We start from the raw sequence: 11,685 nt of genomic DNA on the forward strand, positions 1-11,685 counted from the left end.
GGTGCGGCTGGCTACCCTGGCGCCCTTCCTCTTTGTGCTGTTGTGGAGCACCGGCTTCATAGGGGCCAAGCTGGGGCTGCCCTATGCCGAACCCTTCACCTTCTTGTGGCTACGGATGCTCCTGGTGGTGGGGTTGTTGACCGTGCTGGCCTGGTGGCTACGAGCCCCCTGGCCTCGAGGCTGGGCTTTGAAGCTGCACCTGGGGGTGTCGGGCCTCTTGCTACACGCGGGCTATCTGGGCGGGGTGTTCTTTGCCATCTCGAGGGGGATGCCCGCGGGTCTTTCGGCCCTGATTGTGGGTTTGCAGCCCATTCTGACCGCGATTCTGGCGCAGTATCTGCTGCGCGAACGGGTGAGTGTCGGGCAGTGGGCCGGGCTTTTGCTGGGCTTTGGGGGGGTGGCCTTGGTGGTGCTCGACCCTAAGCGCCAGGGGCTAGCCGGGGGAGGAACCCTCGAGGCCTCGGCCTTTGTGGCGATTGGCCTGGCCCTACTCTGCACTACCCTGGGCACCCTCTACCAGAAGCGCTTTGCCGCAGAGATGCCGCTGGTGGGGGGCACGGTGGTGCAGTACGTGGCGGCTGCGGGGGCCTTGTGGCTCCTGGCCCAGCTATTCGGTGAGCGCATGCAGATCCACTGGACACCGCAGTTTGTCTTTGCCCTGGCCTGGCTCAGCTTGGTGCTTTCCATAGGGGCCATCCTGCTGCTCATGTACCTGATCCGCCACAACTCGGCCAGCCGGGTGGCCAGCCTGTTCTACCTGGTGCCCCCTGCTACGGCTCTGGAAGCCTACCTGTTGTTTGGCGAGCGGCTGGGGTTGTGGTCTTTTCTGGGCCTAGCCCTGGCCGCACTGGGGGTGGCTTGGGTGGTGCGCTCTACTTCCTAGCCCTTCACCCCGGTCAGCACCACCCCCTCGATAATCTGGCGCTGGAAGAACAAAAACACCAGCAGCACCGGCAGCACCGCCAGGCTGCTGGCGGCCATAATGAGGTTCCAGGCGGTGCCGGCCTCGCCGGAGAAAAGCGCTACCCCCACCGGAATGGTGCGCATCTGGGGGCTTTGCACCACCACCAAAGGCCACAGAAAGGCGTTCCAGTTGCCCAAAAAGGTGAAGATGCCCAGCGCAGCCAGCGCCGGGCGCACCAGCGGGAGGGCCACCCGCCAGAAGACCCCGAACTCGCTCAGGCCGTCGATCCGCCCGGCGTCCAGCAGGTCGGTGGGCAGGGTCTGGAAAAACTGCCGCATCAAAAAGACCCCGAAGGCGCTAATCAGGCCAGGGAACAAGAGGCCCCAGTAGGTATCGGTCCAGCCGTAGGCGGTGCTCATCACATACCAGGGGATGACCAGCATCTCGGTGGGCACCATCAGGGTGGAGAGGATCAAGACGAAGACAAAGTTCCGACCGGGAAAGCGCAGCTTGGCCAGGGTATAGCCCACCAGGGCGTCGAAGAAGAGCACCGAAAGGGTGGTGAGCAGGGCTACCACCAGGCTGTTGAAGAACCAGCGGGGAAACTGGGTTTTGAACAGCACCTCGCGGTAGTTCTCCAGGGTGGGGGCCTGGGGCCAGAACCTCAGGTCGAAAATCTCGGGGAAGGGCTTGAGCGAGGTGAGGAGCATCCAGACGAAGGGAAAAAACATCACCACGCTGCCCAATACCAGCAGGGCGTAGATGGAAAAGGTAACCAGATGCTTCATCAGTACTCCACCCGCCGCGATAGAAGCCGCAGCTGCAAGAGCGTGATGACCAGAATCAGCACGAAGAGCAGCACCGTGATGGCTGCTGCGTAGCCCAGGTTGAGGCGCAGGAAGGCCTGTTGGTAGATGTAGAGGGCCAGGGTCATGGTCGAGCCCAAAGGCCCGCCCTGGTCGTTGAAGTTGAGGTTGACCACCTGGGTGAACAGCTGCAAAAAACCGATGGTGCCGATCACCGCCGAGAAGACCATCACCGGGTTCAAAAGCGGCAGGGTAATGTGGCGGAAAAGCTGCCAGGAGCTGGCCCCGTCGATGCGGGCGGCCTCGTAGTAGTCGCGGGGGATGTTTTGCAGGCCAGCCAGGAAGAGCACCACCTGGAAGCCCAGGTTTTGCCAGACCACCACCAGGGTTACGGTGGCTAGAGCCTGGGTGGGGCTGGTCAGGAAGGGTTGGGCTGGCAGGCCCAGCCAGCCCAGTATCTCGTTGACGATGCCAAAGTTGGGTGAGAGCATCCAGCTAAACACCCAGGCCACCGCGGCCGCCGGGGTAACGTAGGGGGCGAAGTAGATGGCCCTAAAGACATCGCGCCATCGGGTGATTGCGTTCAGCAGCAGGGCCACCAGAAGCCCCAGCACCAGCTGGGTCGGCACCCCCAGCAGGGTGTAGAGCACGGTGTTGCGCAGGGCCTGGCCCAGCCGGGGGTCTTGCAGCATCTCCTGGTAGTGCAGGGAACCCACGAACACCCGCTGGCCGGGGTCGGCGTGCCAGTTAAACAGCGAGAGCCACAAAGCCTGGAAGGCGGGCCAGATGCGTATGAAGAGGAAAAAGGCCAGAGGGATGGCTAAAAAGGCCAGAGCCCACAGGGCCTCGCGGGTGGCCAGCGAGACCCTTCGGGGCCGGGTGGGGCTGGCTGGGCGCATGAGGGCCTAGCGCCAGTCTTTCCAGAAGGCGTCCAAAAGCCGCTGCTCCTCGGCGGCGGCCATCCGCCACGACTCCGCCGGGTCTTTGTTTTCCAAAAGCACCCGGTTGATGGCATCGGTCATGACCTTGCGTTGGCCCAGCTCGTCCACGAAGGGGGTGGCCTTGGCGTAGGCCAGCGAGATGACAAAGGGGCCGTAGACCCGGTCTAAGGTGAGCTGGGGGTCTTTGATCAGGTCCTTGCGGGCCGGCAGCTCGCCCACTTTTTCCAGCCAGTAGCGCTGGGTTTCGCTCGAGGTCAGGAATTGCAGGAACTTAATGGAGGCCTCCCGCTTGGCCCCGGTGGCCAGGGGGGTCAGGCCGTGCAGCCAGAAGGAGCCGTAGTTAACCTTGCGGGCCCCGGCCCGCTCGTTGGGCAGCTCAGCCACGCCCCAGTTGAAGCGGGCCCCGTTGCGGATGGTGCCGATGGCAAATGAACCATCGATGATCATCCCTACCCGGCCCGCGATGAAGGCATCACGATAGGCGTTATTACCGGGGAAGAACTGGTTGCCCAGGATGCCCACGTTGTGCTTGCGCATCCAGTCGGTGTAGAAGGTGAAGGCCCGCAGGCCCGCGGCATCGCCGTAGAGCACCCGCCGTCCGTCGTCGGAGTAGGGCCGCCCGCCAAACTGCCGCACCAGTACCTCCCGCACCAGGTGGTGGTCCTGGCCGTCGGGGGCCATGGCGTAGCCCAACTGGGTGTAGCGGTTGCCCTCCCGAACGGTCAGTTTGGCCGCGATGGCGATGAACTCGTCCCAGGTTTTAGGGGGGGTACGGAAGCCGGCGGCGCTGAGCAGATCGCGGTTGTAGAACAGGGCCAGGGTGCGCACCGCGGTGGGCAGGCCATAGAGCCTGCCCCCCACCCTGGAGGCCTGGGCAATGGCGGCGAACTCGTTATCCAGCACCTTGGCGAGGTCTTCTGGCAAAGGCTGTAGGTAGCCGGCCTTGACCCAGGTCGGCAACCAGCCGTAGAAGAGGTTGACCACATCCGGCCCCTGCCCCGCCGGGATGGCCGTGGCCACCTTTTGCTGGTAGGCATCGTAGGGGAAGGTTTCGTGCCGCACCCGGATGCCGGGGTTGGCCGCCTCGAAGCGCTTGATCAGTTCGTTGACGGCCTCCACCTTGCTACGGAAGTCGTACTGCCAGTAGGTGATGGTTACCGGGCTTTGCGCCCAGGCCAGGCCGAACAAAACCAGTAGCGGAACAAGAACTCTTAGCATGGCGTGTCCTCCTCGGGGGGTAGCGGTTGTTTTTGGATTATACGGCTCGTGCGGAGAGCGAAGGAAAGCCAGGAACAATCTAGATGTCCAGCCCCTCGAGGGAGACCCCACCGTGGGCCACTAGCTCGACCTTGCGCCCCTGCTCGCTGGGCAGAAGGCGAATTTCCAAGCTATCGGGGAAGACCTCGGGCCGTCCCCACTCGATGAGCACCAGCCGGGCCTCGGGCAGGTAGTCCTCCAGGCCCAGGTGGTATAGCTCGGCCTGGTCGGCCATGCGGTAGGCGTCGATGTGCACCAGCAGGCCGGCTGGGGTGGGGTACTCGTGAATCAGGGTGTAGGTGGGGCTGGTCACCTCGCCGCTAAACCCCAGGGCCTGGGCAATGAACCGGACCAGGGTGGTCTTGCCCGCCCCCAAAGGCCCGGTGAGCAGCACCAGCGCCCCTTCGGGCAGGCTTTGTGCCAGCCGCTGGGCCAGGGCTTGGGTGTCCTCGAGGCTTTGCAGATACACCTGCCCAGCTTACCTAAAAGCACCGGTGGACTGGTACCCAATCGCATGGGGTTGAGGGTGGCATAATGGCCCGGTTATGCCTTCCACCCGAACGGCCTCTATAACGTTCATTTTGATCTCCGTGCTTATCAACGTGATGGGGTTGGGGCTGGTTATCCCCGTGCTGCCCAAGCTGATCGAAACCCTGGCCGGCAGCACCGAGGCCGGAGCCCGGCTCAACGGCCTCTTTTTCGCGGTTTATGCCCTGATGCAGTTCGCCTTTGGCCCCTTTCTGGGCCTCTTATCCGACCGCTATGGCCGTCGTCCGGTGCTGCTGGCTTCGCTGCTGGGCACCGGCATCGACTACCTGATTGCTGCCCTGACCCAGTCCATCTGGGTGCTCTTTTTGGCTCGAGTGGTGGCCGGGGCCCTGGGGGCCAGCCTTTCTACGGCCAACGCCTACATTGCCGACATCTCCCGGCCCGAGGAGCGGGCGCGCAACTTCGGCCTGATTGGGGCGACCTTCGGCATGGGTTTTGTCCTGGGGCCGGTGGTGGGGGGGGTTCTGGGCAACATCGACCTGCGGCTGCCCTTCTACTTTGCTGCCGGGCTGGCCTTTCTCAACTTCCTGTACGGCTACTTTGTGCTGCCCGAGTCGCTCAAGCCGGAAAACCGCAACTTCCAGGCCCGCTCCCTCAACCCCTTCGTGGCCCTGCGGGTTCTGGGCCAGACCCCTGTGCTGCGCGGCCTGACCTTTAGCCTCTCGCTCATCTTCCTGGCCTTTGGGGCCTTGCAAAGCGTCTGGGTGCTCTACACCGCCTATAAGTTTGGTTGGCAGCCTTTGGAGGTGGGCTTTTCTCTCTTTCTGGTGGGGCTGGGCGGGGTGGTGGTGCAGGCCGGCCTGGTCAGGCCGGTGGTGGCCCGGCTGGGCGAGCGCCGGGCGCTGGTGCTGGCCCAGATGGTGGGGATTTTTTCCTTTACCCTGTATGGCTTGGCCACCCAGGGCTGGATGATGTACGCCATCATCGCCCTGGCCGCCCTGAGCAACCTGGGCCAGCCTTTGGTGCAGTCCTTCCTGACCCGCGAGGTCTCGCCCCAGCAGCAAGGGGCCTTGCAAGGGGCATTGGCCGGGGTACAGAGCCTTACCGTGGCCGCTGGGGGGCTGCTGGGCGGGCTTTTATTCTCGCTGGTGGCTCGAGCGGGGCTTCCTTCCTGGCTGGTGGGCCTGCCCTTCTTCGCCGGGGCCATGCTGTATTTGCTGGCAGCGGCCAACACCTACCGGCTTTTCCGGCGCAATAGGGCCCCAGTGGCCGCCGACTAGCCTCTGGCCAAGGCCTGCCGGATGGCTTCGGCATCGGCGGGGCTGTAGCCGTAGAGGGTGATCTCCAGGGTATCGGGGGCTTTCCGTAGCTCTGCCAACATGACCTCGAGCACGGCCCCAACCGGCAGCCCTCCCACCCCGGTGCCCAGGAGGGGGAAGGCTACCCGCCGCAGGTTGTGCTGCAGGGCCAGGGCCAGCGCGGCTTTGGTGGCGCTCTGCACGCTTTGCAAGGTGGCCGGCTGGTCCCCCAGGACTGCGGCGTGGATCACGTGGCGCACGGCAAGCTGCCCCGCCCCGGTCAGGGCGGCCTGGCCGACCTGGATGGGCCCGTGGCGGTCGCACTCCTCCTGGATGCTGGGGCCGCCTTTGCGCCGGATGGCCCCAGCCACCCCAGCCCCCAGAACCAGGTGGTTGTTGGCGGCGTTCACAATGGCATCGCCCACGAACTCGGTGATGTCGCCTTGGGCTACTTGGAGGCGGGCCATGGGGTCATTGTACGCCGGGGGGCTAAAGGCTGTAGCGGGTGTAAGGGTTCTCGTGCGGGGGGCCGTCGGAGACCCACATCTCCCGGGTGCCCAGGTTCATAATCACCGAGACGATGGTGCGGTAGGGCTCGCCCAGGGCGTACTCTTCCGCGCTGGCGGTACGGCAGACCGCATAGGGGGCCCCTTCGCGGTCGGAGAGGGCTGCCTGGAGGTCTTGCAGGCTGGGTTTTTTTACCTGAGAGAGCCGCTTTTGCAGGCGTTCGGCCCGGTGCTGCGAGCGGTCGAGCCACTCGATCGGGGGTACCTCGATGCCGAAGCGCTCGGGGGCGATGTAGTGGTTGGCGTGCACCAGCCAGCGCGGGTCTTCCCAGCGGGCCACCCCCTGGGGTGAGACCTCGAGGTCCACCGCTTTATCCCCCTGGCCCAGCAGGAAGTTGCCCGACTGGGTGCGGGGGGGGGTTAGGATGGCAGCCTCGGCTTCGGCCAGGGTTTTCTGCCGTAGTGCTTGGTAGGTGCGCAGGTGGAAGGGCGGGCCCAGCTTAGCCCAGTCGTCGCCGAGCGAGACCAGCCCGTTGATGCACAGCCCCAGCCCGTGGTTGTTAAGACCCATCTTGCCGCCGAAGATGCCCGCCTCGGTAAAGGCCAGCACCTGGGTGCCGTCGGGCTCGGTGATGTGCTGCAGGGCCCCCTGTACCCCTTCCATCCAGTCCCAGTTCTGGCCCAGCCAGAGGTTCCCGTCGGCGCTTTCGCCGGGCATCAGGGCAAAGGCGGTGCAGCCGTTGGGGGCCTCGCGGCCTGGGTAGACCGCCTCCTGGCCGAACTGGTGGTAGACGATCTCGTAGCGCACGTTGAGGGTGGCAATGTCGAGCAAAGGCTGGCCCGACCCTAAGGCGAGGCCCTCCAGGCCTTGCACATAGGCCGGGCTTTGCTGGCGCAGGGCCTCGAGGTAGCGTGCCCCCCGGGCGCGGGCCTCGCGGGGGGAGAGATGGCACTCCACCTCGAAGCGCTGAAAGTAGAGCTCTACGTTGTGGGCGATGCGGTCGGAAAGGGCTTTTCCCTGGGCGAGGCCTTGGTCGTAGGGTGGGCCTTCAAGGCGCAGATAAGGCAACATCTCACCCAGTATAGGCAAGCGGAAAGACGAAACCGGGCCCCTTTTTCCACAGGGCCGGGTCGATGTTGTAGCAAAGCCCCTGGTTGTACTCGAGCGGGCCGCGCACCTCCTCCGGGGGGCAGCCCACCAGGGCGAAGATGGGGGTGTGGCCGTGAACCAGGCGACAGGCGCCCATCTGCTCTAAAAAAGCTTTGCTCAGGGAAAGCCCCCCACGGAGGAAGGCCAGCCGGTCGGCGAAGCCGTCAATCAACTGCTCCCAGGCCTCGAGGTTGTCGGTATGTAGTAGCTCGAGCAGGTTTTGGTTAATCTGCTCCAGGCTCTTTCCCCACTCCAGATAAAATAGGCTGTCGGCGTGCATTAGCAGGGTGTCGCCTACCTGGGCCAGTGCCGGTCGGCGGGCCAGCCAGGCCAGATGGGCCGGACTCAGGCGTTTGAAGTCGTGAACCCGGCCACCTACTCCCTGATCTTGCCAGAGTTCGTAGAAGGTGACGCGGTAGCCCTCACGCCTCGAGCGGGGCAGCTCTAGCTGACAAAAGCGGTGAGCTGCCAGAAGTAGCACATCGTGGTTGCCCAGAAGGGCCTGCACCCCACCCCCGGCAGCCTGGGCCTCGGCCTCGAGGCGCATCAGCAGCTCAATAACCCCGATGCCGTCGGGGCCGCGGTCGGTATAGTCGCCCAGGAACCAGAGCTGGGCCTGGCCCCCGGTCCACTCGAGGGCTGGGCCAATAAACCCCTCGCGCTGCAAAAGCTGCACCAGGGCGTCCAGGCAGCCATGAACATCGCCAATCGCAAAGTGCATTGCCAATGCATAGTATCATCCGTAGCATGAAAATTCCGCGCAGCAAGCTGTTCTGGGCCTTTTTGCAGGTGGGTCTGGTGGCCTTTGGCGGAGGCGGGCAGGCCCAGCTTTACCAGGCTATCGTGCGGCGGCGGGGTTGGATGGGGGAGCGGGAGTTCCTCGAGACTGCGGCACTGTGCCGCATCCTGCCGGGGCCGGTCTTCGCCAACACCGCCGCCCATATCGGCATGCGGCTGGGAGGGGTGGTAGGGGGGATACTGGCGTTGTTGGGGGTGCTAACCCCCGGGGCTTTGCTGATGTTTCTGCTGAGCTTTGCCTATTTCCGTTTTGGGGCCCGGCCTGGTTCACTGGCCGAGAGTGCCCTCGATGGGGTAGCTGCCGCGGCCATCGGACTGATTCTGGCCACCATGCTGCAGCAGGCCCCCTTGGCCTTAAACTCCCTCAAGGCAGGGGGGTTGGCCCTGGGGGTTTTCCTGACCTACGGCCTACTGCACTGGCCCTTGTTGCTGGTGCTGCTTTTGTTTGTGCCGCTAGGTATGGCCCTATACTGGCAGGAAGCCGCCGAAGCCTGGAGCCCGGAGGTGGGTTCGCGTGACTGAGGTGCTCGAGGTCTTCCTGGCTTTTTTGCGCTTTGGCCTGCTGAGTTTTGGTGGGGGTATGGCCAACCTGCCCGAGATGGCCCGGGTCATCATCGGCAACGGCTGGGTTACGGGCCAGGCCTTTGCCGATGGTTTCGCCTTGGGGCAGTTTGTGCCGGGGCCCAACATGCTGGCGGTGGTGTTTTACGGTCTGAGTGCGGCTGGCCTGCCGGGCGCTTTGGCCGCCATGCTGGGTATGTTTTTGCCTGGGGCGGTAGGGGCCATGTGGCTGGTGAAGGGCTGGGAATGGATGGCCAAGGCGCGCTGGAGCAGGGCGGTGCGTAAGGCCTTGGTACCCATCAGCATGGGCTTGAGCGCCAGCATGGTGCTGGTCTTGATCCAGCTCGGGGTGGACACCCTCTTCTGGGGTGGAGGGGTGCTGCTGGCCTGCTACTTGGTCTACCGCGGGGTGCCGGTGTGGGCGGTGATTGGCGGAGGAGCGCTCTTGGGGCTATGGGTAGGGTTGGTCTAAAAGCGCTCTTCGCAAGCAGGGCCCGCCTTCCTATTCTGCACCCAGCTTTTTAACCCAGTCGATCCAGGCGGGCTGCTTCACAAAGCCCAGGGCCTCGTTGATGGCCAGCATGGCGCGGTTGCCCACCTCGTTGCCGGTGCGGATTTCCCTGGCCCCGGTGGCTTTGGCCAGCGCAATGGCCCGCAGCTTGAGAGCCAGGGCCAGCCCTTTGCGGCGGTAGGCCCGGCGGGTTCCGGTAAGGCCGGTGTAGAGGTAGTCACCGTCGGTCTTCCAGAGGGTGCTCATGGCCACGTACTGTCCGCTGCGCTGGTCCACCGCTACCAGATAGCCCTCGGGCCAGTAGTACCGGCTGCCGAAGACCCACCGGCAGTAGTCTTCAAAGGGCACCTCGCTGATGGCCTCGGGGCGCGGTACGTCGAGGCGGGCCTCGAGCCAGAGGTCGTAGGCTTTTTGCCGGTAATCTGGGTCGTCTTCCAGTTCCTTCAGGCTTTTGAGCGCGAACCCGGCGGCCTCTACTGCCTCGATTTTTCCGGTGTAGGGAGTAAAATCGAAGCGCTGTACCTCGAGTCTCGACTCCCAGTAGCGCATCTTTTCCACAAAGCCCAGCTTTTTTAGCCAGACCAGGGCCCGGGCCTGGTCTTCCCGGGTGCTGCACAGAAGGGAGATGGGGTCGTAAGGCGCTAGCGCTTCCATAACCCGCTGGTACAACGCCTTGCCAATGCCCTGCCCCCGGAACTCCGGGTGCACCGTGATGCCTAGGGCGAACTTCTGCGGGTGGTACATGCCCTCGTGCTGGGTGTACTCGCCCACCCCCACAATCCGCTGGTCTACCTCGGCCACAAAGCGTCCCCACCGTATCTCGGGGGCGTGGAGGTCGTTTTCCCGCAGCCGGGCTTCGCTATGCACCTCGTCGGGCCAGGCCGCGTTGAGCAATTGGGCAATGGCTGGGTAGTCGGTCTCTGCGAAGGGCCGTAAGTTGACCTTGAATGGCATACCTTCCTCGATTCAATGTGGGCTAGGCACCGGGCTAAGGCGCAGAGCGACCGTGGCCGGCTCTTTTACGAACCCCAGGGCTTCGTTGATGGCCAGCATGGGCCGGTTGGCTTGGTGATTGGCGGTGCGGATATACCTTGCGCCATGGGCTTTGGCAAAGGCTGCGGCCCGCAGCTTGAGGGCCAGGGCCAGCCCTTTGCGGCGGTGGCTTCGCTTTACCCCAGTAAGGCCGGTTTGCAAAGTCTGGGGGCGGTGGGATCGGAACAACATGGTCAGGCCCACCATCTCCTGGCCCTCCAGGGCCAAAAAGAACCCCTCTGGGAGCAGGTTGGGGTCTTCCAGGCTGCGCTTTCGCCAAAGCTCGAAGGGCCAGGGGGTGATGGGCTCACGGGTGGGGACATCCTCCAGTAGCTCTAGCTCGAGGTGGTACAAAGCCCGCTGAAAGGCCTCCTCCTGCCAGGGGAGGGCAGCGAGGGGCTTCAGGACAATGCCCGGGGGCAGGGGGCGCTGCAGGAGGCCGGGGTCGAAGCGGGTTAGGTCCAGCACCGACACCCACTTGCGCTCTACCTCGGTAAAGCCCTGGGCCAGTAAAAAGCCAAACTCAGGCCAGTCCTCTCTAACCTGGGCCTGGAGTTCGCGGGGCTTTAGGGGGGCAACCCGCTCGAGCAAAAATGCCCACAACCGGGTGGCTAGGGCCTGGGCCTGGGGGTGCAGGTGGTAGCCCACCTCGAGGGCCCCTGGCTTGGGGTTGTGGTAGGGGGTGGCGTACTCCAACATTCCCACCACCTGGCCTTCCTGCTCCACCAGGAAGCGCTTTAGTACCTCGTCTGGGGAGCGGGTCTGATCCAGGTGCTTTAGCTGGGCGATGTTCAGGGGGGCCTCGGGGTGGACGGCTTCACGGACACGGGCCAAGGCCCGATAGTCGGCAGGAGAAAAAGCAAAAGGGCGTATCTTCACCAAATCCTCCTCTTGCTATGGCCTGGGTCATAGGAAAGGCCGGGAGGTTCGGGCGGGTATGGGAGGCTCTACGGCGTTGGCATAACCGCGGGGGGGCAGACCAGGGTCACCTGGGCGTTGGGCGGACAGTGAAGGGCGGCGGGCATAGTTGGGCCTCCTGCGCAATGGCCGTGAAATGGGAGTGTAGCACAGGGTCCTCTAACCCCACAAGCCCATGTAATCGGTCAACACATGTGAGACTGGGGAACCGACTCCTCCTGCATCATAGCTAAATACTCCAAGGGAGCAAGACCCCCCAGGGCCACGTGAGGCCTTCGGCGGTTGTAGTGGTCCAGGGAGGCATCCAGCTCTGCCTGTAGCTCGCTGAGCCGGGGGGGCAGAGGCCGGGTATAGAGCTCCTCCCTAAAGGTCCGTTGCACCCGCTCCACGTGACCATTGAGTTTAGGACTCCTCGGCGGCAGCACAAACAAGGCAATCCCCAGAGCACAGCAGGCCTCCTCAAACTCGGCCATGAACTCGCTGCCCCCATCCACCTGGATGGCCCGGATGGGAA

14 protein-coding genes are annotated in these 11,685 nt (G+C 64.2%); 4 read left to right on the plus strand and 10 right to left on the minus strand.

From position 1 onward, the window contains the following. The first annotated feature begins 1 nt into the window (after position 1). Positions 2 to 883, plus strand: coding sequence for a DMT family transporter (locus tag G552_RS0107440; RefSeq protein ID WP_027882467.1), 882 nt, complete (start codon positions 2 to 4; stop codon positions 881 to 883). Here G552_RS0107440 and G552_RS0107445 read toward each other — a convergent pair. The 4 genes from G552_RS0107445 to tsaE all read right to left on the minus strand — a co-directional run bounded on the left by G552_RS0107445 (position 880) and on the right by tsaE (position 4,377). After that, complete coding sequence (locus tag G552_RS0107445) at positions 880 to 1,692, minus strand: carbohydrate ABC transporter permease (RefSeq protein WP_027882468.1); 813 nt, start codon at positions 1,690 to 1,692, stop codon at positions 880 to 882. The two genes, G552_RS0107440 and G552_RS0107445, sit on opposite strands and share 4 nt — an antisense overlap. Then, positions 1,692 to 2,609 carry a carbohydrate ABC transporter permease gene (locus G552_RS0107450; RefSeq protein ID WP_027882469.1) on the minus strand — a complete coding sequence of 306 codons (918 nt, stop codon included), beginning with the start codon at positions 2,607 to 2,609 and terminating at the stop codon, positions 1,692 to 1,694. Before G552_RS0107450 ends, G552_RS0107445 begins: the two co-directional genes overlap by 1 nt. Before the next feature lie 6 nt (positions 2,610 to 2,615). After that, on the minus strand, positions 2,616 to 3,869 hold the full coding sequence (locus tag G552_RS0107455; protein WP_027882470.1) for a sugar ABC transporter substrate-binding protein: 1,254 nt from the start codon (positions 3,867 to 3,869) through the stop codon (positions 2,616 to 2,618). Between the two features lie 79 nt (positions 3,870 to 3,948). Next, complete coding sequence (gene tsaE, locus G552_RS0107460; protein ID WP_027882471.1) at positions 3,949 to 4,377, minus strand: tRNA (adenosine(37)-N6)-threonylcarbamoyltransferase complex ATPase subunit type 1 TsaE; 429 nt, start codon at positions 4,375 to 4,377, stop codon at positions 3,949 to 3,951. A gap of 76 nt (positions 4,378 to 4,453) precedes the next feature. On the opposite strand from tsaE, the gene G552_RS0107465 reads away from it, so the two are divergent. Further along, positions 4,454 to 5,677 carry a TCR/Tet family MFS transporter gene (locus G552_RS0107465; RefSeq protein WP_027882472.1) on the plus strand — a complete coding sequence of 408 codons (1,224 nt, stop codon included), beginning with the start codon at positions 4,454 to 4,456 and terminating at the stop codon, positions 5,675 to 5,677. On the opposite strand, the gene G552_RS0107470 is transcribed toward G552_RS0107465, so the two are convergent. Genes G552_RS0107470 through G552_RS0107480 form a run of 3 tightly spaced genes read right to left on the minus strand, consistent with a single transcriptional unit; the run spans position 5,674 to position 8,072 of the window. Further along, positions 5,674 to 6,162: a macro domain-containing protein gene (locus G552_RS0107470; RefSeq protein ID WP_027882473.1), complete on the minus strand. Its 489-nt coding sequence runs from the start codon at positions 6,160 to 6,162 to the stop codon at positions 5,674 to 5,676. The genes G552_RS0107465 and G552_RS0107470 overlap by 4 nt on opposite strands. 22 nt (positions 6,163 to 6,184) lie before the next feature. Beyond that, positions 6,185 to 7,273 (minus strand): C45 family autoproteolytic acyltransferase/hydrolase, encoded by a 1,089-nt coding sequence (locus tag G552_RS0107475; RefSeq protein ID WP_027882474.1) that lies wholly within the window; start codon positions 7,271 to 7,273, stop codon positions 6,185 to 6,187. Between the two features lies 1 nt (position 7,274). After that, positions 7,275 to 8,072, minus strand: coding sequence for a metallophosphoesterase (locus G552_RS0107480; RefSeq protein ID WP_027882475.1), 798 nt, complete (start codon positions 8,070 to 8,072; stop codon positions 7,275 to 7,277). A gap of 26 nt (positions 8,073 to 8,098) precedes the next feature. On the opposite strand from G552_RS0107480, the gene G552_RS0107485 reads away from it, so the two are divergent. Then, positions 8,099 to 8,671 (plus strand): chromate transporter, encoded by a 573-nt coding sequence (locus tag G552_RS0107485; protein ID WP_027882476.1) that lies wholly within the window; start codon positions 8,099 to 8,101, stop codon positions 8,669 to 8,671. Further along, the gene (locus G552_RS0107490; protein ID WP_027882477.1) at positions 8,664 to 9,182 is read left to right on the plus strand and encodes a chromate transporter; all 519 of its coding nucleotides are present in this window, start codon (positions 8,664 to 8,666) and stop codon (positions 9,180 to 9,182) included. The genes G552_RS0107485 and G552_RS0107490 overlap by 8 nt, the downstream gene beginning before the upstream one ends. A gap of 30 nt (positions 9,183 to 9,212) precedes the next feature. Here the strand turns inward: G552_RS0107490 and G552_RS0107495 are convergent, their stop codons facing one another. From G552_RS0107495 to G552_RS14980, 3 genes are all read right to left on the minus strand, one after another. Beyond that, positions 9,213 to 10,175: a GNAT family N-acetyltransferase gene (locus G552_RS0107495; RefSeq protein WP_027882478.1), complete on the minus strand. Its 963-nt coding sequence runs from the start codon at positions 10,173 to 10,175 to the stop codon at positions 9,213 to 9,215. A 12-nt stretch (positions 10,176 to 10,187) separates the two neighbouring features. Beyond that, complete coding sequence (locus G552_RS0107500; RefSeq protein ID WP_027882479.1) at positions 10,188 to 11,132, minus strand: GNAT family N-acetyltransferase; 945 nt, start codon at positions 11,130 to 11,132, stop codon at positions 10,188 to 10,190. 224 nt (positions 11,133 to 11,356) lie between these two features. Next, on the minus strand, positions 11,357 to 11,685 hold a 329-nt coding region (locus G552_RS14980; RefSeq protein ID WP_036270447.1), incomplete at its 5' end, for an integrase core domain-containing protein.

This window comes from Meiothermus rufus DSM 22234, assembly GCF_000423425.1.
Classification (GTDB): Bacteria; Deinococcota; Deinococci; order Deinococcales; family Thermaceae; genus Meiothermus; species Meiothermus rufus.

Bases quoted from the DNA above. Each gene is read 5' to 3' on its own strand.
- G552_RS0107450 (WP_027882469.1), bottom strand. From the start codon at position 2,609: ATGCGCCCAGCCAGCCCCACCCGGCCCCGAAGGGTCTCGCTGGCCACC.
- G552_RS0107480 (WP_027882475.1), bottom strand. From the start codon at position 8,072: ATGCACTTTGCGATTGGCGATGTTCATGGCTGCCTGGACGCCCTGGTG.
- G552_RS0107470 (WP_027882473.1), bottom strand. From the start codon at position 6,162: ATGGCCCGCCTCCAAGTAGCCCAAGGCGACATCACCGAGTTCGTGGGC.
- G552_RS0107445 (WP_027882468.1), bottom strand. From the start codon at position 1,692: ATGAAGCATCTGGTTACCTTTTCCATCTACGCCCTGCTGGTATTGGGC.
- G552_RS0107495 (WP_027882478.1), bottom strand. From the start codon at position 10,175: ATGCCATTCAAGGTCAACTTACGGCCCTTCGCAGAGACCGACTACCCA.
- G552_RS0107485 (WP_027882476.1), top strand. From the start codon at position 8,099: ATGAAAATTCCGCGCAGCAAGCTGTTCTGGGCCTTTTTGCAGGTGGGT.
- G552_RS0107465 (WP_027882472.1), top strand. From the start codon at position 4,454: ATGCCTTCCACCCGAACGGCCTCTATAACGTTCATTTTGATCTCCGTG.
- G552_RS0107475 (WP_027882474.1), bottom strand. From the start codon at position 7,273: ATGTTGCCTTATCTGCGCCTTGAAGGCCCACCCTACGACCAAGGCCTC.
- G552_RS0107455 (WP_027882470.1), bottom strand. From the start codon at position 3,869: ATGCTAAGAGTTCTTGTTCCGCTACTGGTTTTGTTCGGCCTGGCCTGG.